General features: G+C 74.8%; 21 protein-coding genes. 13 read left to right on the forward strand and 8 right to left on the reverse strand.

The window, feature by feature from the left end; all coding sequences use genetic code 11:
• The coding region (locus ICW40_RS06875; RefSeq protein WP_374199138.1) for an Lhr family ATP-dependent helicase at positions 1–4,140 on the reverse strand (4,140 nt) is incomplete at its 3' end.
• A 142-nt stretch (positions 4,141–4,282) separates the two neighbouring features.
• Here ICW40_RS06875 and ICW40_RS06880 point away from each other — a divergent pair.
• From ICW40_RS06880 to rny, 7 genes are all read left to right on the forward strand, one after another.
• Entirely contained in the window at positions 4,283–4,510 is a 228-nt protein-coding gene (locus ICW40_RS06880) for a DUF3046 domain-containing protein (RefSeq protein WP_221653092.1), read from the forward strand.
• 97 nt (positions 4,511–4,607) lie between these two features.
• Positions 4,608–5,564, forward strand: a complete 957-nt coding sequence (locus ICW40_RS06885) for an ABC transporter ATP-binding protein (RefSeq protein ID WP_308121677.1) — start codon at positions 4,608–4,610, stop codon at positions 5,562–5,564.
• Positions 5,564–6,388 (forward strand): ABC transporter permease, encoded by an 825-nt coding sequence (locus ICW40_RS06890; RefSeq protein ID WP_221653093.1) that lies wholly within the window; start codon positions 5,564–5,566, stop codon positions 6,386–6,388. The genes ICW40_RS06885 and ICW40_RS06890 overlap by 1 nt, the downstream gene beginning before the upstream one ends.
• Positions 6,389–7,243, forward strand: a complete 855-nt coding sequence (locus tag ICW40_RS06895; RefSeq protein WP_308121678.1) for an ABC transporter permease — start codon at positions 6,389–6,391, stop codon at positions 7,241–7,243.
• 223 nt (positions 7,244–7,466) lie between these two features.
• Positions 7,467–8,507 (forward strand): recombinase RecA, encoded by a 1,041-nt coding sequence (recA, locus tag ICW40_RS06900; protein ID WP_221653094.1) that lies wholly within the window; start codon positions 7,467–7,469, stop codon positions 8,505–8,507.
• A gap of 163 nt (positions 8,508–8,670) precedes the next feature.
• A complete protein-coding gene (locus ICW40_RS06905) occupies positions 8,671–9,183 on the forward strand; it encodes a regulatory protein RecX (RefSeq protein ID WP_221653095.1) in 513 nt (170 codons plus the stop codon).
• A gap of 58 nt (positions 9,184–9,241) precedes the next feature.
• Positions 9,242–10,702 (forward strand): ribonuclease Y, encoded by a 1,461-nt coding sequence (gene rny / locus ICW40_RS06910; RefSeq protein ID WP_221653096.1) that lies wholly within the window; start codon positions 9,242–9,244, stop codon positions 10,700–10,702.
• A gap of 46 nt (positions 10,703–10,748) precedes the next feature.
• Here the strand turns inward: rny and ICW40_RS06915 are convergent, their stop codons facing one another.
• The 4 genes from ICW40_RS06915 to ICW40_RS06930 form a co-directional block, all read right to left on the reverse strand.
• On the reverse strand, positions 10,749–11,636 hold the full coding sequence (locus ICW40_RS06915) for an amino acid ABC transporter permease (RefSeq protein ID WP_221653097.1): 888 nt from the start codon (positions 11,634–11,636) through the stop codon (positions 10,749–10,751).
• Complete coding sequence (locus ICW40_RS06920) at positions 11,633–12,283, reverse strand: amino acid ABC transporter permease (RefSeq protein ID WP_221653098.1); 651 nt, start codon at positions 12,281–12,283, stop codon at positions 11,633–11,635. The genes ICW40_RS06915 and ICW40_RS06920 overlap by 4 nt, the downstream gene beginning before the upstream one ends.
• A gap of 141 nt (positions 12,284–12,424) precedes the next feature.
• The gene (locus ICW40_RS06925; protein WP_221653099.1) at positions 12,425–13,312 is read right to left on the reverse strand and encodes a glutamate ABC transporter substrate-binding protein; all 888 of its coding nucleotides are present in this window, start codon (positions 13,310–13,312) and stop codon (positions 12,425–12,427) included.
• Positions 13,313–13,400: 88 nt separating this feature from the next.
• A complete protein-coding gene (locus ICW40_RS06930) occupies positions 13,401–14,186 on the reverse strand; it encodes an amino acid ABC transporter ATP-binding protein (RefSeq protein WP_221653108.1) in 786 nt (261 codons plus the stop codon).
• 215 nt (positions 14,187–14,401) lie between these two features.
• Here ICW40_RS06930 and miaB point away from each other — a divergent pair, with 215 nt between their 5' ends.
• Positions 14,402–16,096, forward strand: coding sequence for a tRNA (N6-isopentenyl adenosine(37)-C2)-methylthiotransferase MiaB (gene miaB / locus ICW40_RS06935; protein WP_221653100.1), 1,695 nt, complete (start codon positions 14,402–14,404; stop codon positions 16,094–16,096).
• A gap of 67 nt (positions 16,097–16,163) precedes the next feature.
• Here the strand turns inward: miaB and ICW40_RS06940 are convergent, their stop codons facing one another.
• Positions 16,164–16,610 (reverse strand): YbjN domain-containing protein, encoded by a 447-nt coding sequence (locus tag ICW40_RS06940; protein WP_308121680.1) that lies wholly within the window; start codon positions 16,608–16,610, stop codon positions 16,164–16,166.
• A 29-nt stretch (positions 16,611–16,639) separates the two neighbouring features.
• Complete coding sequence (locus ICW40_RS20815) at positions 16,640–17,212, reverse strand: YbjN domain-containing protein (RefSeq protein WP_260458895.1); 573 nt, start codon at positions 17,210–17,212, stop codon at positions 16,640–16,642.
• Between the two features lie 84 nt (positions 17,213–17,296).
• On the opposite strand from ICW40_RS20815, the gene ICW40_RS06945 reads away from it, so the two are divergent.
• From ICW40_RS06945 to dapF, 3 genes are read left to right on the forward strand one after another with little or no spacing between them, the layout of a single operon-like run.
• Positions 17,297–18,100, forward strand: coding sequence for a hypothetical protein (locus ICW40_RS06945; RefSeq protein ID WP_221653102.1), 804 nt, complete (start codon positions 17,297–17,299; stop codon positions 18,098–18,100).
• On the forward strand, positions 18,097–19,050 hold the full coding sequence (miaA, locus tag ICW40_RS06950; protein ID WP_221653103.1) for a tRNA (adenosine(37)-N6)-dimethylallyltransferase MiaA: 954 nt from the start codon (positions 18,097–18,099) through the stop codon (positions 19,048–19,050). The genes ICW40_RS06945 and miaA overlap by 4 nt, the downstream gene beginning before the upstream one ends.
• A complete protein-coding gene (gene dapF, locus ICW40_RS06955) occupies positions 19,047–20,036 on the forward strand; it encodes a diaminopimelate epimerase (protein ID WP_221653104.1) in 990 nt (329 codons plus the stop codon). Before miaA ends, dapF begins: the two co-directional genes overlap by 4 nt.
• Positions 20,037–20,042: 6 nt before the next feature.
• Here the strand turns inward: dapF and ICW40_RS06960 are convergent, their stop codons facing one another.
• Positions 20,043–20,696 carry a class I SAM-dependent methyltransferase gene (locus tag ICW40_RS06960; RefSeq protein ID WP_308121681.1) on the reverse strand — a complete coding sequence of 218 codons (654 nt, stop codon included), beginning with the start codon at positions 20,694–20,696 and terminating at the stop codon, positions 20,043–20,045.
• A 101-nt stretch (positions 20,697–20,797) separates the two neighbouring features.
• Between ICW40_RS06960 and hflX the strand changes: the two genes are divergently transcribed.
• Positions 20,798–22,285 (forward strand): GTPase HflX, encoded by a 1,488-nt coding sequence (gene hflX, locus ICW40_RS06965; RefSeq protein WP_221653105.1) that lies wholly within the window; start codon positions 20,798–20,800, stop codon positions 22,283–22,285.
• Positions 22,286–22,419: 134 nt separating this feature from the next.
• The coding region (locus ICW40_RS06970) for an ATP-dependent DNA helicase (RefSeq protein ID WP_221653110.1) at positions 22,420–23,386 on the forward strand (967 nt) is incomplete at its 3' end.

The following is a 23,386-nucleotide window of genomic DNA, read 5'->3' on the forward strand; positions in this document are numbered from 1 at the left end:
GCGCCGGGCCGTGTGGGCGGTGCCGCGAGCGCCCCGGGCGCCGCCGCCGAGGCGGGCCCGCAGGGGCCCGAGACCGTCGTTCGTGACCCAGCCCGCCCAGACCAGGTCCCACAGGGCGTCGGCCACCTGGGTCGGGCCGGGCGCGGGCGCGTCGGCGTCGCCCTCCACGAGGGCGGCGACCCGGGTCGCGAGCGCGTCGAGGAAGTACGCGCCGCCGCCGCCGAGGGCCTCGAGCACGGCGTCGTGCAGCGGTGCGGCGAGCGCGCCCTCGCGCGGCAGCGCGGCAGCGAGGGTGAGGTCCGCCGTCGCGGCCGGGTGCAGGCTGACGAGCCCGTCGCGGGCGGCGAGCGAGGCGTGCCCGGCCCACACGACCTCGCCCGCGGCGGTGAGCTCGTCGAGCATGGCCGGCTGGTAGCCCGGCACGCGGGCGGGGAGCACGAGCGTCTCCCACGCCGACGCCGGGAGCGCGACGCCGGCGAGCTGCTCGACGACGCGTGCGACGCCGTCGACCCCGCGCAGCCGGACCGCGCCGGGCCGGTCCAGGACGCCCTGCCAGCGCGGGAGGAACACCCCGAGCGCCTGCTGCGGCACGGGCTCGACCTCGGCGCGCAGCGCCGCGAGCGACCGCCGGCGCAGCGTGCGGAGCACCTCGGTGTCGCAGTAGTCCTCACCGGTGCCGCCGAGCACGTCGGGTCGCAGCCGCCCGCAGACGAGCGCGCCCTGCGCCTCGAGCCGGCGCAGCACGTCGCCGACGACGGCGGTGCCGAGCCCGAGCCGGTCGGCGACCTGGGTCGCGGTGAACGGGCCGTGCGTCCGGGCGTACCGCCGCACGAGGTCGCCGAGGGGGTCGGGCACGATCTCGGTGAACGCCTCGGGGATCCCGACGGGGAGCGCGACCCCCAGGGCGTCGCGCAGGCGTCCGGCGTCCTCGACCGCGGCCCAGTGCTCGGCTCCCTCGCCGCCGAGCCGGACGGCGATGACGCGTCGGCGCGAGACCAGCTCGGCGAGCCACGCGGGCACCTCGTCGGCGAGCTCGTCGCGGGTGCGCGCGACCACGCCGGCCAGCGTCAGCGGGCCGTGCCGCCGGACGACGTCGGCGACGTCCTCGAGGTGGCGAGCGCGTCGCTCCGGCGCGGTGCCCATGAGCTCCGCCTCGGTCGTGAGCACGGCGTCCGGGTCGAGCAGGTCCGCGAGCTGGGACGCCCCGCCCTGCCCCAGGAGCTCGGCGAGCAGCGTCGGGTCCAGGGTGAGGGCCGCCGCGCGCCGCTCGGCGAGCGGGGCGTCACCGTCGTACAGGAACTGCGCCGTGTAGCCGAAGAGGAGGGACTGCGCGAAGGGCGACGGCGTCGGCGTCGTGACCTCGACGACGCGCACCCGGCGGCTCGCGATCGCCTGCATGAGGTCGGTGAGCGCCGCGACGTCGAAGTCGTCCTGCAGGCACTCGCGCGCCGCCTCGAGCAGGATCGGGAAGTCGGGGTAGCGCGCCGCGACGGACAGCAGCTGCGCCGAGCGCTGGCGCTGCTGCCAGAGCGGCTGGCGCTTGTCGGGCCGGCGGCGGGGGAGCAGGAGCGCCCGCGCGGCGGCCTCCCGGAACCGCGCACCGAACAGGGCGGAACCGCCCAGCTCGCCGCGGACGGCCTCGGGCACCTCGTCCGGCTCGATCAGGAGGTCCGTCAGGTCGATGCCGGGCCCGTCGGGCTCGGTCCAGCGCGCCTCGGCCGCGTCCCACGTCCCCGTCCCCGCCGCGACCATGTCGGGCAGCCGCAGCACGATCCCGTCGTCGGAGTGCATGGCCGCGGCGTCGAGCCCGTAGCGCTCGCGCAGGCGGGCGCCCACGACGAGCGCCCACGGCGCGTGCACGGTCGCGCCGTAGGGGGAGTGGATGACGATCCGCCAGTCGCCGATCTCGTCGCGGAACCGTTCGACGACCACGGTCCGGTCGTCGGGCAGCACGCCCGCCGCGGCGCGCTGCTCGTCGAGGTACCCGAGCAGGTTGTCGGCCGCCCACGCGTCGAGGCCCGCCGCGGTCACGCGCTCGGTCGCCTCCTCGCGCGGGAGGGCGGCCAGCTCCCGGACCCACGTGCCGAGCGCCTGCCCGAGCTCGGCGGGCCGGCCCGGGGAGTCGCCCTTCCAGAAGGGCAGGCGCCCGGGGAGCCCGGGCGCGGGGCTGACGAGCACGCGGTCGGGCGTGATCTCCTCGATCCGCCACGTGCTCGACCCGAGGGTGAACGTGTCGCCCACGCGCGACTCGTAGACCATCTCCTCGTCGAGCTCGCCCACGCGCTTGCCCCCGCGCAGCCGCGCACCGCCGGACGCGTCGTCGGCCGGGACGTCGCCGCCCGACCCGGCGAGGAACACGCCGAACAGCCCGCGGTCGGGGATGGTGCCGCCGCTCGTCGCGGCGAGCCGCAACGCTCCGGGGCGACCGCTGAGGACGCCCGTGGTCCGGTCCCACACGATGCGCGGGCGCAGCTCGGCGAACTCCTCGCTGGGGTAGCGGCCCGCGAGCATGTCGAGGACCGCGTGCAGGCTCGCCTCGCCGAGCTCGCTGAACGAGGCGGCGCGCCGAACCACGCGCGCGAGGTCGTCCACCGTCCAGTCGTCGACCGCGAGCATCGCGACGACCTGCTGGGCGAGCACGTCGAGCGGGTTGGCGGGGACGTCGAGGCGCTCGATCCGCCCGTCCCGCATGCGCTGTGCGATGACGGCGGCGGGCACCAGGTCACCGCGGTACGTCGGGAAGACGATCCCGCGTGACACCGCCCCGACCTGGTGGCCGGCGCGCCCGACGCGCTGCAGCCCGGAGGCGACCGACGGGGGCGAGCCGACCTGCACCACGAGGTCGACGGCGCCCATGTCGATGCCGAGCTCGAGCGACGACGTCGCGACGACGGCGGGCAGACGGCCCTCCTTGAGCTCGGACTCGGTGCGGGTGCGCTCCGCGCGGCTCATCGAGCCGTGGTGCGCGCGCGCGAGGATCGTCGACGCGTCCGACGTGTCCACCCCGACGGCCGCGCCCGACTGCGCCTGCACCTGGGACGGCGTGAGGGTTCCCGGGTCGGGGAGGTCCCCGCCCTGCCGCTGCGCCCAGACCTCGTTCATGCGCGCCGTCAGCCGCTCCGCACCGCGGCGCGAGTTCGTGAAGACGAGCGTCGAGCGGTGCTCCGCGACGAGGTCGACCACGCGCTCCTCGACGTGCGGCCAGATGGACGGACGAGGCGGGGCGCCGGCCGCGCTGCCCGACAGGTCAGGCCCGTCGTCGCGCGCGGCACCGGGGGCGCCCAGCTGCGTGAGGTCGGGCACGGGGACGACGACCCGCACGTCGACCACCTTGGCCGACGGCGGCTGCACGACGGCGACGGGACGGCCGCCGTCGGCCGTGCTCCGGGCACCGCCGAGGAACCCGGCGACGGCCGAGACGGGGCTCACGGTCGCGGACAGGCCGACCCGCTGCGCGGGGCGTGGCCCCGCGCCGACGCTCGCCGCACCGTCGTCCTCCGCACCGGGCGCCGCGTCGAGCAGCGCGTCGAGGCGTTCGAGGCTCACCGCGAGGTGTGCCCCGCGCTTGGTGCCCGCGACGGCGTGGATCTCGTCGACGATCACGGTGCGCACGCCCGCCAGCCCGCTGCGGGCGGCCGACGTGAGGATGAGGAACAGCGACTCGGGCGTGGTGATGAGGACGTCCGGTGGGCGGGTCGCGAACGCGCGCCGCTCCGACGGCGGGGTGTCCCCGGTCCGGATCCCGACCGTCACCTCCGGGACCTCCAGCCCGAGGCGCGTGGCCGCCTGCCGGATGCCGACGAGCGGCGAGCGGAGGTTGCGCTCGACGTCGGACGCGAGCGCCTTGAGCGGTGACACGTACAGCACGCGGCAGCGCTGCGCGGGGTCGGCCGGGACCGGTTCGCTCATGAGCCGGTCCAGCGCCCACAGGAAGGCCGCGAGCGTCTTGCCGGAGCCGGTCGGCGCCACCACCAGCGCGTGGTCGCCGCCGCCGATGGCCTCCCAGGCACCCGCCTGCGCCGCGGTCGGGGCGTGGAAAGCGCCCGAGAACCAGGCGCGCGTCGGCTCGGAGAACCGGGCCAGGACGTCGACGGCCGCGGGCTCGTCGGTCGCCGGACCGGACCGCGTGCCCGATCGCACCTGCGTACTCACCGGCACATTGTGTCGTGCGGCACCGACACCGGCCCGGCGGCGGTCGGCCCACCGGCACCCGCGGGTGCCAGCGGATGTGCGGGGGCGAGGCGGTGCGGCGTGCCCGGGCCGTGCGTGGCACCCTGGTGCCGTGCGGTACAGCGAGTTCTGGGACCTGGTCGACGACGTCTTCGGCGCGCGCATGGGCCGCACCCTCGCGCAGGACCAGGTGCTGGGCGGGCTCGACGACCGCACGAGCGTCCAGGCGCTCGCGGACGGCGAGGAGCCCCGCACGGTGTGGCGGGCGCTCTGCGACGCCATGGCGGTCCCCGAGTCCGAGCGCTGGGGGAGCCTGACGCGCGCACCGCGGACGCGCTGAGGCCCTCTCGAGCACGCTCCACGGGCTCCGAGGGCCTGCGCCGCGAGAGCCGGCAAAGCCCGCGCCCCGTGTCGGTGGCGCGGGGTAACGTCGCGCCGTGGCCGCCGAACCCCTGCCCGCCGGAGACCCCGCCGAGCCGCTGATCAGCGCGCGCGGGCTCGTCAAGACGTTCGGCGACTTCACGGCCGTCGACGCGATCGACGTCGACGTCCGGCCGGGTGAGGCCTTCGGCTTCCTCGGCCCCAACGGCGCGGGCAAGTCGTCGACCATGAAGATGATCGGCTGCGTGTCACCGCCCTCGGCGGGCTCGCTGCGGATCATGGGTCTCGACCCCGCGACGCACGGGCCGGCGATCCGCGCGCGGCTGGGCGTGGTGCCGCAGCGGGACACCCTCGACGAGGAGCTGACCGTCGAGGAGAACATCTGGGTCTACGGCCGGTACTTCGGACTCTCGCGCTCCGAGGTGCGCCGTCGTGCGGCGGAGCTGCTCGAGTTCGCGCAGCTCGCCGAGCGGTCGCGCTCGGTCGTCGAGCCGCTCTCGGGCGGCATGAAGCGCCGCCTGACGATCGCGCGTGCGCTCGTCAACCAGCCGCGCATCCTCCTGCTGGACGAGCCGACCACCGGCCTCGACCCCCAGGCCCGGCACGTGCTGTGGGACCGCCTGTTCCGGCTCAAGCGCGAGGGCGTGACCCTGGTCCTCACCACCCACTACATGGACGAGGCGGAGCAGCTGTGCGACCGGCTCGTGGTGATGGACCACGGGCGGATCGTCGCCGAGGGCTCGCCGCGGTCCCTCATCGAGGAGCACTCGACGCGCGAGGTGCTCGAGCTGCGCTTCGACAGCGACGACCACCGCGAGCACCTCGCCGCCGTCGACGGCGTCGCGGACCGGGTCGAGGTGCTGCCGGATCGGCTGCTGCTCTACACCGCCGACGGCGAGTCCGCCCAGGCCGAGCTGGGCCGTCGCGGCGTCGAGCCGCTCTCGTCGCTCGTCCGCCGCTCGACGCTCGAGGACGTGTTCCTCCACCTCACGGGCCGGACGCTGGTGGACTGATGGCCACCGACGTCGGCACGCGCACCGCCGGGACGTCCCGTGCCGCGCCCGCGCGCGGCGGTGGGTGGCGCTCGGTCACCGAGCACTGGCTCACGCAGTACCGCCGGGTCTGGGTCGGGTCCGCGATCTCGAGTTTCCTCACGCCGCTGCTCTACCTCGCCGGGATGGGCTACGGGCTCGGGGCGCTCGTCGACGGCGCGTCCGGGGGGATCGACGGGGTCCCCTACGTCCTGTTCGTCGCGCCCGGCGTCCTGGCCGCGACCGCGATGCAGGTCGCCGCCGGTGAGACGACCTTCTCCGTGATCGGCGCGATCAAGTGGCAGCGGTTCTACGAGGGCATGCTCGCGACCCCGCTCGGCGTGCGTGACGTCGTGCGTGGCCACATGGCGTACGTCCTGGTGCGGCTCGTCGTCGCGTGCGGCATCTTCCTCGCCGTGGCGGCGCTGCTCGGGCTCGTCCGGTCGCCGTGGGGCCTCCTGGCGCTCCCGGTCGCCGTGCTCGGCGGCATGGCGTTCGCCGCGTGCTGCTACGCCTACTCCGCGGGCCTCAGCAACGACCAGGGCGTGACCCTGCTCTTCCGCTTCGTGGTCATGCCGATGCAGCTGTTCGCGGGGACGTTCTTCCCGATCGAGCAGCTGCCGGGATGGCTGCAGCCGGTCGCGTGGGTGACGCCCCTGTGGCACGCCGTCGACGCGTGCCGCGACCTCGTGCTGGGCACGGTCACGCCCGGCCCGCTGCTCGGCCACCTCGCCTACCTCGGGGTGTGGCTCGTCGTCGGGCTGCTCCTGTCCGAGCGCGTGCTCCGGCGCAGGATGGTGATCTAGGTGACGCTCGGAGCAGGACCGGCGACCGGTACCGACCGGCGTCCCACCGGCTGGGCGCACTCGGTGGCGCGGTCCCTGCCGCTGCCCGCCGGCGCCGGCATGGCGCGCATGCTCGTGGAGCGCAACTACCGGTCGTTCCGCCGCACGTGGACGGTGCTCGTCTCGGGCTTCTTCGAGCCCGTGTTCTTCCTGTTCTCCATGGGCGTGGGCATCGGTGCGCTCGTGGGCGACGTCGAGGTGGGCGTCGGACGGACGGTGCCCTACGCGGTCTTCGTCGCACCGGCGCTCCTCGCGGCGTCGGCGATGAACGGCGCCGTCTTCGACTCGACGACCAACGTGTTCTTCAAGCTGAAGTACGCGCGCCTGTACGACTCGGTCCTCGCGACGCCGCTCGGCCCGCGCGACGTCGCCGTCGGCGAGATCACCTGGGCGCTGCTGCGCGGCCTCGTCTACTCGGGCGCCTTCCTCGTCGTGGCGGCGCTCGCCGGCGCGGTCACGACGTGGACCGCGCTGCTCGCGGTCCCCGCGGCCACGCTGATCGGCTGGGCCTTCGCGTCGATCGGCATGGCGACGACGACGTACATGCGGTCGTGGGCCGACTTCGACTTCGTGCAGCTCGCGATCCTCCCGATGTTCCTCTTCTCGGCCACGTTCTACCCGCTGAGCACCTACCCGCCCGCGCTCCAGTGGGTGGTGCAGGCCACCCCGCTCTACCACGGGGTCGCGATGGTGCGGGACCTCATGCTCGGCACCGTGGACCAGGGGATCCTCGTCCACGTCGCCTACCTCGCGGCGATGGGCGCGATCGGCACCGTCTGGACGTCGCGACGGATCGCGAGCCTCCTGCTGCGCTGAACCGGCCGGCGACGGGCGACGGCGTGTCGCGCACGGCTCGAACACCTGTTCGCTAGACTCGTCCACAGGTGCTGCGGTCACCCGCTCGTCCCCAGGCCCGGAGGTCCGGCGCCGGTCGTGTCGGAGGTGGGGCGTAGCGTCACCGACGAAGCCACAAGCACGACGCAGACAGCCAGACGCGGGCCCCGGAAGAGGGCGTCCGCCCAGAACCCGAGGTGACACGATGGCAGCTCCCGCAGACCGCACGAAGGCCCTGGAGGCCGCGCTCGGCCAGATCGACCGCCAGTTCGGCAAGGGCTCGATCATGCGCCTCGGCGACGACGGCCGCGCGCCCGTCGAGGTTATCCCGACGGGGTCGATCGCGCTCGACATCGCGCTCGGCATCGGCGGCCTGCCCCGCGGCCGCGTGGTCGAGATCTACGGCCCGGAGTCCTCCGGCAAGACGACCGTCGCGCTGCACGCCGTCGCCAACGCCCAGAAGGCCGGCGGGATCGCCGCCTTCATCGACGCCGAGCACGCGCTGGACCCGGAGTACGCCAAGAAGCTCGGCGTCGACACCGACGCGCTGCTGGTCTCGCAGCCGGACACGGGTGAGCAGGCGCTCGAGATCATGGACATGCTGATCCGGTCGGGTGCCATCGACGTCGTGGTCATCGACTCCGTCGCCGCCCTCGTGCCCAAGGCCGAGATCGAGGGCGAGATGGGCGACAGCCACGTCGGCCTCCAGGCCCGGCTCATGTCGCAGGCGCTGCGCAAGATCACCGGCGCCCTCAGCGCGTCGGGCACGACGGCGATCTTCATCAACCAGCTCCGGGAGAAGATCGGCGTCTTCTTCGGCTCGCCCGAGACCACGACGGGTGGCAAGGCGCTGAAGTTCTACGCATCCGTCCGCATGGACATCCGGCGCATCGAGACCCTCAAGGAGGGCACGGACGCCGTCGGCAACCGGACGCGCGTCAAGGTCGTCAAGAACAAGATGGCGCCGCCCTTCAAGCAGGCCGAGTTCGACATCCTCTACGGCGTGGGCATCTCGCGTGAGGGCGGCCTGATCGACCTCGGCGTCGAGCACGGCTTCATCCGCAAGTCGGGCGCCTGGTACACGTACGAGGGCGACCAGCTCGGCCAGGGCAAAGAGAACGCGCGCGGGTTCCTGCGGGACAACCCCGATCTCGCGGACGAGATCGAGAAGAAGATCAAGGAGAAGCTGGGTATCGGGGCTCGCGTCGACGCGCCCGCCGACCCGGCCGCCGGCGTCGACTTCTGAGACAGGTGCGTTCCGAGACAGGGCTCCGTGCCGTCCCCACCGTCCACGCCGCGCGTGGCGGCGGGGCGGTGAGGAGCGTCTCGTGACCTCCTCGTCGCGCCGCCGGCCAAAAGGTAGGGGGCCGCAGGAACCGGAGGAGCTGCCGCACGACAGCGCCGCCGCGATGGACCCCGAGCCCGATCCCGAGTCGGTCGCCCGCGCGATCCTCCTGCGCCAGCTGACCGGCGCGCCGCGCAGCAGGCGACAGCTCGAGGACGCGCTCGCGCGCAAGGGCGTCGACGAGGCGCTCGGGGCGCGGCTGCTCGACCGGTTCACCGAGGTCGGCCTGATCGACGACGCCGAGTACGCGCAGATGCTCGTGCGGTCCCAGGTCGCGTCGCGAAGCCTGGCCCGGCGGGCCCTGGTCCAGGAGCTGCGGCGCAAGGGCATCGCGGACGAGCACGCCGAGGAGGCCCTCGCCCAGGTGGACGACGAGTCGGAGGAGGCGGCGGCGCGCGAGCTGCTGCGCCGTCGGTGGCGCTCGGGCCCGGGCGTCGACCCGCAGGTCCAGGCGCGGCGCGCGATGGCGATGCTGGGACGCAAGGGCTACTCGTCCGGCCTGTCGTCCCGGCTGGTCCGCGAGATGGTGGACCATACTGATCGCGGCCTCGACGAGCACGGGGCGGACGCGGACTGAGCGGTCCGGCAGGCGGTCATCGAGCCGTACCGGGCGCCCGAGCACGGAAGAGGTACGCATGGGTGAGACCGCGATCGTCGTCGTCCTCCTCCTGGCGTGCCTCGTCGCTCTCGTCCTCGTGCTCCTGGCCCGCCGTGAGGCCGACGTCGTGCGCCACAAGGCGACCGAGGACGTCGCGAGCATCCGGTCCGAGGCCCGCGCGCTGCTCGCGGACGCGCAGCGCCGCGAGGAGCGCGTCGTCGAGCTCGAGAAGGACGTGACCGCCGAGCGTCGTGAGGCTCGCGCCGCGCTCGAGCAGTCCCGGGCGCGGGCGGCCGAGGCGGACGCCGACCGGGCCGAGGCGGCGCGGGTCCTCCGCGACGCCGAGGCGCAGGCCGCTGCGGCGCTCGAGGCGATGAGCGGAATGTCCTCGGAGGAGGCCCGTGCCGAGCAGGTGCGTCTCGCGACCGAGCGTGCGACGCACGACGCGGCCGCGGCGGTGCGGCGCATCGAGGCCCGTGCCCAGAAGATCGCCGAGGAGCGCGCGCGCCGGGTCGTCGCGACCGCGGTGCAGCGGCTGGCCGGGCCCACGAGCGCGCAGAGCGTCGTCACCGTCGTGCCCCTGCCGGCCGAGGAGATGAAGGGCCGCATCATCGGCAAGGAGGGGCGCAACATCCGCACCTTCGAGGCCTTGACCGGCGTCAACGTCATCATCGACGACACGAGCGACTCCGTGACGCTGTCGAGCTTCGACGCCGAGCGTCGCGAGGTCGCCGCGGTGACCCTCGAGGCCCTCCTCGCCGACGGCCGCATCCATCCGCAACGCATCGAGATCGCCTACGCCGACGCGCTCGCGGGGGCGGCGGAGCGGCACGCAGCCGCGGGGCACGACGCCGCGGAGCGGGCCGGCGTGCGCGGGCTCCACCCGGAGCTCGTGGCGACGCTGGGCCGCCTCCGGCTGCGCACGAGCTACGGGCAGAACGTGCTCGCGCACCTGGTCGAGAGCGCGGGGATCGCGGCGCTCATGGCGGCGGAGATCGGCGCGGACCAGGAGGTCGCGCGCCGGGCGGCCCTGCTCCACGACATCGGCAAGGCGCTGACGGCCGAGCTCGGGGGTACGCACGCGCTGGTGGGCGCGGACCTCGCGCGCCGGCTGGGCGAGTCCCCGGTCGTGGTCAACGCCATCGCCGCGCATCACGACGAGGTCCCGATGGAGTCGGTCGAGGCCGTGCTCGTCCAGGCCGCCGACGCCTGCTCGGCCGCACGCCCGGGCGCGCGCCGCGAGGAGCTCGACCAGTACATCGAGCGGATGGACACCCTCGAGCGGCTCGTCGTCGCGCACGACGGAGTGCGTCGCGCCGTCGCGATGGCCGCAGGGCGCGAGGTGAGGGTCGTCGTCGAGCCCGAGGTGGTCGACGACCGGGCGCTGCCCGGCCTCGCGTCCGCCATCGCCCGGCAGATCGAGAAGGACCTCACCTACCCCGGCGAGATCACCGTCACCGTGGTCCGCGAGCTCCGCGCGAGCGCCACCGCGGGCTGAGCGCGGGCGCAGCCGGCCCTGGGGCGGCTCCAGCGCCCCGTGGTGCTCAGATGCCGCCGGCGTGGCCGGCGCCGTGGCTCGCGATCGACTGCGTGGTCAGCGTGTCGACCTGCTTCGGCGACGCGGCGGTCTTCGTGGTGCGCCGCTGGATCCAGCGGGCCAGCCACGAGAGCGAGAGGTTCACGACCAGGTAGATCCCGGCACCCACCACGAAGAGCGCGACGTAGTAGTCGTTGCCGAAGAACTGGGCGTTGTTCTGGATCGACTTGAGCAGCTCGGGGTAGCCGACGATGAAGCCGAGCGAGGAGTCCTTGAGCAGCACGACGAGCTGCGCGATGAGGCTCGGCAGCATCGTCCGGACGGCCTGGGGGAGCAGCACGGTCAGGAGCGTCTGGCGACGCGTCAGGCCCACCGCGTAGGCAGCCTCCGCCTGTCCTCGGGGCAGGGCCGCGAGGCCCGCGCGCAGGATCTCCGCGATGATCGCCATGTTGTAGACGGTCAGCCCGAACACGACGGCGCCGAACGCGTCCCAGCCGAACCCGATGGAACCGAAGAACATCATGAGCAACACCGGGAGCCCCCGGAAGAGCTCGATCACGACGATCGCGGGCACCCGGAGCGCGGCGTGCCTAGCCGTGCGCAGCAGGGCGAGCAGCAGGCCCAGCACGAGAGCCAGCGGGGCCGCGACGGCGGCCGCACGCAGCGTCGCTCCCAGCCCCTGGACCACCATGAAGGTCCACACGTCGGCCGCGGTCTGGCCCTTGGGCGGGTCGTAGAGCACGTCCCACCGGTCGGCGCCGAAGACGCCCTTGCCGGCGGCGTACCAGACGCCGAGACCGATCAGCGCCAGCAGCACGAGGCCGCCGATCACCGAGCCGACCAGCTCGCGTCGGCGCGCGACGGGTCCGGGGGAGTCGTACAGGACGGCACTCATCGCGAGAACGCCACCTTCCGCTCGACGGTGCCGGCGATCACGCCCAGCGGGATCGTGATCAGCAGGTAGAAGATCGCGACGCCGGCGAGGACCCAGAGGCCGTCGGCCGCGTTCGCGGTGCCCAGACGGCGGCCCGTCGCCATGAGCTCGACGACCGCGAACCCGGCCGCGACGGACGTGTTCTTGGCGAGCGCGATGAAGACGTTGATGAGCGGGGGGATCACGCTGCGGACGGCCTGGGGGAGCACGACCTCGCCGAGGGTCTGACCGAACGTCAGACCGATCGCGCGGGCCGCCTCGGCCTGCCCGATGCCCACGCTGTTGATCCCGGACCGGACGGCCTCGGCGACGAACGCCGAGGTGTACGCGGCGAGGCAGATCACCGCGGTCCAGAAGCCCAGGGGTGTGATGAGGCCGAAGCGCGGCGCCACGAACACGAGCCCGAAGAAGACGAGCGTGAGCGGGGTGTTCCGCAGCACCTCGACGTACACGGCCGAGAAGGCGCGCAGCGGTCGCAGGGGGGACACGCGCAGGGCGGCGAGCAGCAGCCCGGCGGCGAGCGCGAGCGCACCGGAGTAGAGCGTCAGCCGCAGCGTCGAGGCGAAGCCCTGCAGGTACGTCGGCAGGTTGTCGACGATCACGTCCACGGGGACGGCTCCTCGGGGGTCGGTTCGCGGAACGGCGCCCGCCGCACCTCGCGCTGGTGCGCAGGGTGCGGCGGGCGGCGCGTCCGCAGGCGGTCAGCCGGCCGGGGGGTCGGCCGGTCCTTCAGTGCCTGGCGTCAGCGATCAGTAGCGGTCGACGGCCGGCGGCTCGGGCGTCGGGAGCACGGAGCCCGCGGTGGCCTCCCACGCGTCTGTCCAGCGACCGTCCTCGTAGGCCGCCTCGAGGACGTCGTTGATCCACATGCGGAAGTCGGTGTCGTCCTTCGCGAGGCCGATGCCGTACGGCTCCTGGGTGAACGGCTCGCCGCGCACCTCGAGGTCGTCATTGTCGGCGGCGAAGCCGGCGAGGATCACGTTGTCCGTGCTCACCGCGTCGACCTGACCGTTGCGCAGCGGGTCGATGCACTCGGCGTAGGTGCCGAACGGCACGACCTCGGCCTCGGGGTAGTTCTCGAGGAGGTTCTTCTCCGGGGTCGAGCCCGAGACCGTGCAGACCTTCTTGCCGGCCAGGTCGTCGGGACCCTCGATGTCCTCGTTCTCGGTGAGCGTGAGGATCGACTGGCCCGCCTCGTAGTACGGGCCCGCGAAGGAGATGCGCTCCTTGCGGTCGTCGTTGATCGTGTACGTGGCGACGACGACGTCCACCTGGCCGGTCTCGATGAACGACTCGCGGTTGGCCGAGATGGTCTCGACCCACTCGATGCCGTCCTCCTCGATCCCCAGCTCGGCGGCGATGATCTTCGCGATCTCGACGTCGAAGCCCTGCGGCACGCCGTCCGGCCCGACGAGCCCGAACAGCGGCTGGTCGAACTTGGTGCCGATGGTGATCGAGCCCGCCTCGGCGAGCTCCGCCATGGTGGACCCCTCGGGGAAGTCGGCCGTCTCGTCGGCGGGCTCCTCCTCGCCGGCTGCGGGCTCCTCGGTCTCCGGCTCCTCCGCGTTGCCGGCGCAGGCCGTGAGTGCGAGCGTCATCGCGGCGAGCGCCGCGACCGTTCCTCTCCTCGAGCGCATGGGTCGTCCCTTCTGTCGTGCCCCGGGGTGTGGGGCGTGAGCGTGCTGGTCGGTCGTGCCTTCGCCGGCCGTCTCGGCCGGTGGTCGATCAGTGGGTCAGGATCTTGGACAGGAAGTCCTTGGCGCGCTCGCTGCGCGGCGCGGTGAAGAAGGTCTCGGGGTCGGCCTCCTCGACGACCTGGCCGCCGTCCATGAACACGACGCGGTGCGCGGCCTTCCGCGCGAAGCCCATCTCGTGCGTGACCACGATCATGGTCATGCCCTCGGCCGCGAGCGACACCATGACGTCGAGGACCTCGTTGATCATCTCCGGGTCGAGGGCCGACGTCGGCTCGTCGAACAGCATGACCTTCGGCTTCATGGCGAGCGCTCGCGCGATGGCCACGCGCTGCTGCTGCCCGCCGGAGAGCTGGGCGGGGAGCTTCTCCGCCTGGTTCGCGACCCCGACGCGCTCGAGCAGCTCCATCGCGCGGGTGCGGGCGTCGGCCTTGCGGACGCCCTTGGCCTTGATCGGCCCGAGCGTGACGTTCTCGAGCACGGTCTTGTGGGCGAAGAGGTTGAACGACTGGAACACCATGCCGACGTCGGCGCGGAGGCGCGCGAGCGCCTTGCCCTCGGCCGGCAGGGGCTGGCCGTCGATCGTGATGGACCCGGAGTCGATCGTCTCGAGCCGGTTGATCGCCCGGCACAGCGTGGACTTGCCCGAGCCGGACGGCCCGATCACGACGACGACCTCGCCGCGGTGCACGGTGAGGTCGATGTCCTGGAGCACGTGCAGCGCGCCGAAGTGCTTGTTCACGTGCTCGAGGACGACGAGCGGCTCTCCGACGGAGGGGCGCCCGTCCTCGAGCACGGGCTCGGGGGAGGCAGTCATCATCTGCTGAACCTAGGGGGGCGGGACGCCGCCGGGCCAGCCGTCGGCTCGCGTTTCGGGTCACAGATCGGCAACGGCGGGTCAAGGGATCGTCTGGGCTGCGTCTCGGCGGACCCGCGACCGAGGTCCACGTCGCTCGGTCGGACGACGTCGCACCCCGGCGCAGGGCAGACGCGGCCGAGGACGCGCGCAGGCCGCCGTACCCTGGTAGGGCCATGACGACGACATCCCCGCCGCCGACCTCCGTGCCCACGGCCGCCCCGCGGACGACGGGGCTCCCGGCCTCCCTCGGCGCCGCCTCCCTCGGCGCCGACGCGACCCAGGGCGCGCGCCCGACGTACGTCGTGCGGACCCTGGGCTGCCAGATGAACGTCCACGACTCCGAGCACATGGCCGGGATGCTCGAGGCGGCGGGCTACGCGCCGGCCACCGCCGACGACGCCGCTGCCTCGCGCGCCGACGTCGTCGTCATCAACACGTGCGCCGTCCGCGAGAACGCGGCGAGCCGGCTCTACGGGAACCTGGGGCACCTGGCCTCGGTGAAGGCCGCGCGGCCCGGAATGCAGATCGCCGTCGGCGGCTGCCTCGCGCAGAAGGACCGCGCGGGCATCGTCGAGCGCGCGCCGTGGGTCGACGTCGTCTTCGGCACGCACAACCTCGACGCGCTGCCGGTGCTGCTCGAGCGCTCGCGGCACAACGCCGAGGCGCAGGTCGAGATCGCGGAGTCGCTGCAGGTCTTCCCCTCGACGCTGCCGACGCGGCGCGAGTCCGTCTACGCCGGCTGGGTCTCGATCAGCGTCGGCTGCAACAACACGTGCACCTTCTGCATCGTGCCGCACCTGCGCGGCAAGGAGCGCGACCGTCGGCCGGGGGAGATCCTCGCCGAGGTCGAGGCGCTCGTCGCCGGCGGCGCGATCGAGGTCACGCTGCTCGGCCAGAACGTCAACAGCTACGGCGTCGAGTTCGGCGACCGCGGTGCGTTCGCCAAGCTGCTGCGCGCGGTCGGCGCCGTGCCGGGCCTCGAGCGCGTCCGGTTCACGTCGCCGCACCCCGCCGCGTTCACCGACGACGTCATCGCCGCGATGGCGGAGACGCCGACCGTCATGCCGCAGCTGCACATGCCGCTCCAGTCCGGCTCCGACCGCGTGCTGCGCGCGATGCGTCGCTCGTACCGGTCGGAGAAGTTCCTCGGGATCCTCGACCGCGTGCGCGCCGCCATGCCGGACGCCGCGATCACGACGGACGTCATCGTCGGCTTCCCGGGCGAGACGGAGGAGGACTTCGCCGAGACGCTGCGCGTGGTCGAGGCGTCGCGGTTCACGTCCGCGTTCACGTTCCAGTACTCGCCCCGCCCCGGTACGGCCGCGGCGGACCTCCCCGACCAGCTCCCCAAGGCGGTCGTCCAGGAGCGCTACGAGCGCCTCGTCGCGCTCCAGGAGGCGGTCTCGACGCGCGAGAACGAGCGCCAGGTCGGCCGGGTCGTCGAGGTCCTCGTCGCCGAGGGCTCGGGTCGCAAGGACGGCGCGACGCACCGGGTCACCGGACGTGCGGCGGACAACCGCCTCGTCCACCTGGCCACGCCCCTCGCGGTGCAGGCTGGCCTCGCCGGCGACGACTCGACGGGCCTCGACCCTCGTGCGCGCCCCGACGTCCACGACGACCTCCCGCGGCCCGGCGACCTCGTCACCGTCCGGGTCACGCACGCCGCGCCGCACCACCTCGTCGCCGACTCGTCCCTCGCGGGCGGCCCCTACGCGGTGCGTCGGACCCGCTCGGGGGACGCGTGGGCGGCCCGCGAGCGTGCGCGCGCCGGCCTCGAGGAGGACGGCCACGGGCACGGTCACGGCGGGGGCGCAGCCGCTGCCGGCGGGCCAGTCGTCCTGCCGATGCCGTCGCTGCGTCGTCCCTGAGGGGCGCCACCCGGTTCGGACCCGGTTCGGACTGGGTCGAGCTCGGATCGGCCGGTCGGCGGACGGGTCAGAGGCCGGGCACGAGCTCGTCGAGGGCCGCGAAGAGCTGCACCCCGGTGCCGAGCCCGCACGCCAGGAGCTGGGCGAGCTGCTGGTCGGTCACGCCGTGCTCGAGGTCCACCGAGACCTCGCCGTAGAGCGCGAGCTCGCCCTCCTCGGAGCGCACGTACGCCTTGGGCCAGATGCGCTCGCGGTTCCAGTCGTTCACGGCGAGGAGCGCGGCGGCGCGGCGCTCCTCGGGCAGCGTCCGGTGCCACCGGCCGCGCACCTGCAGGACCTCCTGCGCCTCGCCCAGCAGCAGGAACCAGAAGCGGTCCCCGTCCCAGGTGCCCGTGAGGTCGTCGTCCTCGTCCCGCTGCACGTGGTAGCCCTGGCCGACGAGGTACGCCTCGATCCGCGCGCTGTCGACCGGCCGCGGGCGCTGGACGAGCCGCGCGACGCCGGGGCCCGTCACGTCGCCCGGCTCCTCGGCGCGCCGCGCCCTCACGGCGCACCGGCCGCGGGGTCGGGGTAGAGCTCGTCCACCGTGTCGAAGAGCATGGACGAGGCGCTCAGCGCGCAGTGCAGCAGCTGGCCGAGCTGCGCGTCGCTCACCCCGTGCTCGAGGTCGGTCGCGACCTCGCACGTGAGGTGGACCATGCCGTCGTCCCGCACGCGCACGTAGGCCTTGGGCCAGATCTTGTCCGCGTTCCATTCGTTGCAGATCTCGAGCACCTCGGTGAGCCGCTCGATCGCGAACTCCCGGTTCCACTGCCCGCGGACCTGGAGGATCTCGTGCCGCTCGCCGAAGAGGAAGAAGTAGAACAGGCGCCCCCGCCACAGCCCGCCGACGTCGCCCTCGTCGTCGACGAAGTAGGTGTAGCCGTGCCGCGTGAACCACGAGCGCAGCCGCTCGGAGGTGAGGGGCGTGGGCACGTCCGCGGCGACCTCGGGGTGCTGCGCGGGGGCGCGGCGCTCGGGATCCCCGAGCAGGCCTGCGAGCGGACGCCCCTGGGCGGCCTCACCCGTCTGCGGGCCCGGCTCGACCACGCGACGGACCCAGGAGAAGAACCCCATCGGCACAGGGTACCGGTGCGCCGTCGAGGTCCCGGCAGCGGCACGTCGCCGCACACCGCGGCACGGGACGGTAGCGTCGCCGTCGTGCTCGCCGGTGCCGTGCTGATCCCCGACACCGCGCTGCTGGTGCCGGGTGCGTCCGGGCGCGCGGCGGTGCTCGATGAGGAGCGCGCCGTGGCCGCCTCGGCCCTGCGCGCGCTGCTCGCCGTCGCGCCCGACGACGTCGTCCTCGTCGTCCCCGGACCCGCCGGTGGCGCCCCCGACGTCGCGGACGCGCCTCCGCCGACCCTCGGCGGGGCAGGACTGCCCGACGACCTCCTCCGGGCCGGGGCCGCGGTCGGCACCGAGCCGCGCCCCCGTGCGGGCCTCGCCACGTCGGTCGGCCTGCACGCGCTCGGTGCGGCCGGGTGGACCGGTCGGGTCCGGGTGCTCACCGCGGCGGGTGCGGACGCGGGCGCACCGGCCGCGTCCGGGGCCGCGCTGGTCGCCGCGCCCGGACGGACGGCCCTCGTGCTCGTCGGGTCGCTCAGCGCGCGCCGCGGTCCGGACGGGCCGCTCCCGACCGACGACCGTGCCCCGGCCTTCGAGGACGCAGTCCTCGCGGACCTGCTGGACCTCGGACCCGAGGCGACGGGCCGCCTCGCAGCCGTGCCGGCCGGTCTCGCGGCCGAGCTGGCGGTGAGCGCCTGGGGCCCGTGGCAGGTGCTCGTCGGTGCCGGACGACCGGGCCGCGCGCCGGGACGTCTCCTCCACCGCTCTGCGCCGTTCGGCGCGACGTACGTGGTGCTCGCGTGGCCGGGCGGCACGGAGGGCATGGGGGGCACGGACGGCACGGGGGGCACCGCCGGCGCGGTCGAGGCAGCCAGCACCGTCGGCGGCACCCCGTGAGCGGCGCCCCGCTGGTCGTGGCCGTCGTCGGCCCGACCGCGACGGGCAAGTCCGACCTGGGGGTCGCGCTCGCCGTCGCCCTGGGCGGCGAGGTCGTCAACGCCGACGCCATGCAGCTCTACCGCGGCATGGACATCGGCACCGCCAAGGTCACGGACGAGGAGCGCCGCGGCGTCCCGCACCACCAGCTCGACGTGCTCGACGTCGGCGAGGACGCGTCGGTGGCCGCCTACCAGCGGGCCGCCCGCGCCGACGTCGCCGCGGTGACCGGCCGCGGTGCGCGGGCCGTCGTCGTCGGTGGGTCCGGGCTGTACGTCCGCGCGCTGCTGGACCGGATGGAGCTCGCGCCGGTCGACCTCGCGGTCCGCGCGCGGCTCGAGGAGCGCGCCGCGACGGAGGGCACGGGCGTCCTGCACGACGAGCTCGCCGCGCTGGACCCGGCCGCGGCGCAGGCGATCGGCCGGCAGAACACCCGGCGGGTCGTGCGCGCGCTCGAGGTCATCACCCTCACCGGCCGCCCGTGGACCGCGTCGCTGCCCGAGCAGGAGTACGTCCGGCCCGCGGTGCAGATCGGGCTCGACTGCGACCGGGGCGTGCTCGACGAGCACGTCGCGCACCGCGTCGAGCGGATGTGGCGCCGGGGGCTCGTCGAGGAGGTCGCCGGCCTCGCCCCCCGCATGGGCCGGACCGCCGGCCGGGCGGTCGGGTACGCCGAGGTCCTCGCGGCGCTGCGCGGCGAGCGCACGCTCGAGGACGCGTACGACGGCGTCGTGGCGGGCACACGCCGCCTCGCGCGCAAGCAGATGGGCTGGTTCGGGCGCGACCCGCGCGTGCACTGGCTCGACGCGCAGGACCCCCGGCTCGTCGACCGCGCGCTCGAGCTGGTGGCGGCCGCCGACGACGGACGCCTGGTCGACCCGGGCACGCGCCGCCGTACGCTCGGGTCATGAGCTCGTCCGTCGCACCGGCCACCGCGTCGGCGCCCACGCGCCACCCCACGCCGCACCCCGCGCCGCCCGTGCTGCACGTGTGGAAGGGGCACGGGACCCAGAACGACTTCGTCCTGCTCGACGACCGCGACGGCCTCCTGACGCTCGACGCCGGGCTCGTGCGCGCCCTCGCGGACCGGCGTGCCGGCGTCGGCGGCGACGGCGTCATCCGCCTGGTCGCGAGCGAGCACGTGCCCGAGGGCGCCGCGCTCCTGGTCGGGGAGCCCGGGGCGCGGTGGTTCATGGACTACCGCAACGCCGACGGGTCGGTCGCCGAGATGTGCGGCAACGGCGTGCGGGTGCTCGCCCGGTTCGCCGAGCACCGCGGCCTGTGGGACGGCCACGGCGAGCTCGTCGTCGGCACGCGGGCGGGCGCCCGCCGCGTGACCCGGGTGGCCGACCCCGGGGGTGCGGCCGCCTGGTACGCCGTGGACATGGGCGAGTGGCGCCTGCCGGGCGGCGCGGAGGCCGTCGCGGCCGGGCAGGACGCGGAGGTCGCGGTGGCCGGCCTGCCGGTCAGCCGCCCCGCCCTGAGCGTCGACCTCGGCAACCCGCACACGGTCCTCGCGCTCGCCGACGTCGACGAGCTGGCGGCGGCCGACCTGACGCGCGTCCCGGACGTGACGCCCGTACCGCCGCAGGGCACTAACGTCGAGCTCGTCGTGCCGCTCGGCGAGCGCGCCGAGGGCGACGGCGTCGTCGGTGAGGTCCGCATGCGCGTGCACGAGCGCGGCGTCGGGGAGACCCGGTCGTGCGGCACGGGCGCGTGCGCCGCGGCGCTCGCGGTGCGCGCCTGGGCCGGGGCCGGAGCACCCGACGTGTGGTCGGTGCACGTGCCGGGCGGGACCGTGCGGGTCCGCGTGACGGGGGACCGCGTCGAGCTCGCGGGCCCCGCGGTGCTCGTCGCCGAGGCCGACGTCGACCTCACGGCGCTGACCGCGGGCTGAGCCTCGTCAGCGCGCGGCGAGCGTCCCCGGGCCGTCGATCCGCAGCACCCGGAACCCCTTGGCGCTCGCGACCCGGGTCGTCGCCGCGCCGGCCTCCTCGAGCCACCGCTGGAGCGAGTCCGCGCCGAGGTTCCGCTGCACGACGAGGTGCGCGGCGGCGTCCGGCGCGAGGCGCGAGAGCCACCGTCGGAGCATCGTGTGCAGTGCCTCCTTGCCGACGCGGATCGGCGGGTTCGACCACAGCGCCGCGAGCCGGACGTCATCCGGGACGTCGTCCGGCCGCGCGGCGACGACGTTCGTCAGCCCGAGCTCCGCGGCGTTGCGGCGCACGAGGTCGAGCGCGCGCTCGTTGACGTCGACCGCCCACACCGTGGCGCCGGGCGAGCCGAGGGCCATCGTCAGCGCGACCGGCCCCCAGCCGCACCCGAGGTCGAGCAGGTGGCCCGAGGAGGGCGGTCCCGGGACGGTGCGGAGGAGGACCTGCGTGCCGAGGTCGAGGCGGCCGGGGGAGAAGATGCCGCCCGCCGTCCACACCGACATGTCGCGTCCCGCGAGCCGCACGTCGAGCCGGCGCAGCTCGGCGGACGATGCCGGGGCGGCGGTGAAGTAGTGGTCGCCCGGGTCCTCGCCGGGCGAGGTGGGCGGCGTCGGGCTGGGCACGCGCGGCACTCTAGCCGCCGGCCCTCGTGCGCTCTGGGCGTATTCGCTTCGCGGGCCCGAGGTGCGCGTGACACGCTGGGACGTCGAACGGAAAGGCACTGATGACCCAGCACGAAACCACCCCTCGCGACGACCGCGAGCTCGCCGAGGCCGTCGTCGCCCGCGTGCTCGCCCGGGCCGGCACCGCGCTCGACGAGGGCGAGACCCGCAGCAGCGACGCCGACGGGGAGCAGCTCGACCGCCAGGAGCGCGCCGCGTTGCGTCGCGTCTCCGGGCTGTCCACCGAGCTGCACGACGTCACCGAGGTCGAGTACCGGCAGCTGCGCCTCGAGCGCGTCGTGCTCGCCGGCATCTGGACGTCCGGCTCCGGCGAGGACGCCGAGCTGTCGCTGCGGGAGCTCGCCGCGCTCGCCGAGACGGCCGGCTCCGAGGTGCTCGACGGCGTGCTGCAGCGGCGCTCCCACCCGGACCCCTCGACCTACCTGGGCTCCGGCAAGGCCGCCGAGCTGGCCGAGGTGGTGCAGGCGGTCGGTGCCGACACCGTGATCGTCGACGCCGACCTCGCACCGTCCCAGCGCCGCGGGCTCGAGGACATCGTGCGGGTCAAGGTGATCGACCGGACCGCGCTGATCCTCGACATCTTCGCCCAGCACGCCAAGTCGCGTGAGGGCAAGGCGCAGGTCGAGCTCGCGCAGCTCGAGTACCTGCTGCCACGCCTGCGCGGCTGGGGCGAGTCGATGTCCCGCCAGGCCGGTGGCCGGGTGGCGGGCGGTGCCGGGATCGGCTCCCGCGGCCCCGGTGAGACGAAGATCGAGCTCGACCGCCGACGCATCCGCACCCGGATGGCCAAGCTCCGGCGCGAGATCGCCGCGATGGCGCCGTCGCGTGCGACGCAGCGCTCGGCGCGCAAGCGCCACCACGTCCCGTCGGTGGCCATCGCCGGCTACACGAACGCGGGCAAGTCGAGCCTGCTCAACCGCCTCACGGGCGCGGGCGTGCTCGTGGAGAACGCGCTGTTCGCGACGCTCGACCCGACGGTGCGCCGGGCGCAGACGCCGGACGGCCGGGCCTACACGCTGACGGACACCGTCGGCTTCGTCCGGTCCCTGCCGACGCAGCTCGTCGAGGCGTTCCGGTCGACGCTCGAGGAGGTCGGCGACGCGGACCTCCTGCTCCACGTGGTCGACGTCTCCCACCCCGACCCGGAGGGACAGGTCGCCGCGGTGCGCGCCGTCCTGGCGGACATCGAGGGCGCCGACGCGATCCCCGAGATCGTGGTGCTCAACAAGGCGGACGTCGCGGACCCGGACGTCGTGGTGCGCATGCGCCGCCGCGAGCCCCGCTCGATCGTGGTCTCGGCGCACACGGGTGCCGGCGTCGACCAGCTGCTCGAGATGATCGCGGCCGAGCTGCCGCGTCCGCAGGAGGCGGTCGAGGTCGTCGTGCCGTACCAGCGCGGGGACCTCGTGAGCCGGGCGCACTCGGAGGGGGAGGTCGAGTCCGAGGAGCACACCGAGGCGGGCACGCTCCTGCGCGGCCGGGTCGCGAGCGACCTCGCGGCCGAGCTCCGCGCCGTCGCGGTGGGCTGAGCGCACGCGCCGCCGGACGACGACGGGTCGTCCGGCGCGGCGTCCCTGCGGACGAGCGCCCCGGCGGCGTCAGCGGCGTCTAGGCTGCCGCGGTGAGCCCTGGCACGACGTCTCCCTCGGCCCGGAGCGAGGCGATGGCCGACGACGTCGAGCGCCTGCTCGACGGGGCGGTCGCGGTGCTCGGCGGGCGCCGCCGGGACGGGCAGCACGAGATGGCGCGCGCGGTCGCGCGGTCGCTCGAGACCGGTGAGCACCTGCTCGTGCAGGCCGGCACGGGGACGGGCAAGTCCCTCGGCTACCTCGTCCCCGCCGTGCGGCACGCCGTGCTCGCCGACGAGCGCGTGGTGGTCTCGACCGCGACGCTCGCGCTGCAGCGCCAGGTGATGACGCGCGACCTCCCGCTCGTGGCCGACGCCGTCGCCCCGCACCTGCCGCGCGCGCCGCAGATCGCGCTCCTCAAGGGCTGGCACAACTACGTCTGCCTGCAGAAGGTGGCGGGCGGCTACCCGCAGGACGAGCCCGGGACGCTGTTCGACGCGCTCGGCGAAGGACCCGGCGCTGCGGACCACCCGTCGCCGGGCGAGGCCGGGAACGCAGGAGCACGGTCGGCGGCGGGTGAGCTCGGGCGGCACGTCGTGCGCCTGCGGGAGTGGGCGGCCGAGACCGACACCGGGGACCGGGACGACCTCGTGCCGGGGGTGCCCGACCGGGCGTGGCGACAGGTGTCGGTCACGGCGATGGAGTGCCTGGGCTCGAAGTGCCCGCTGGTCGAGGACTGCTTCCCGGAGAAGGCGCGCGGCCGCTCGCGCGACGCCGATGTCGTCGTGACGAACCACGCGATGCTCGGCATCGCCGCGGGCGGCTCGCCGGGTGTCCTGCCTGAGCACGACGTGCTCGTCGTCGACGAGGCGCACGAGCTGGTCGACCGCGTGACGGCCCAGGCGACCGCCGAGCTCTCGGCGGCCACGGTCGAGCACGCCGCGCGCCTCGCCCGCCGCCACGGCGGCGTGCCGACGACCGACCTCGACGTCGCCGGGCAGGACCTCGGCGCCGCGCTCGCGCAGGCGCCCGAGGGCCGGTTCCGCGGCGGCATGCCGGAGG

Origin of the sequence: Actinotalea ferrariae (genome assembly GCF_019733465.1) — a bacterium.
GTDB lineage: Bacteria > Actinomycetota > Actinomycetes > Actinomycetales > Cellulomonadaceae > Actinotalea > Actinotalea ferrariae_A.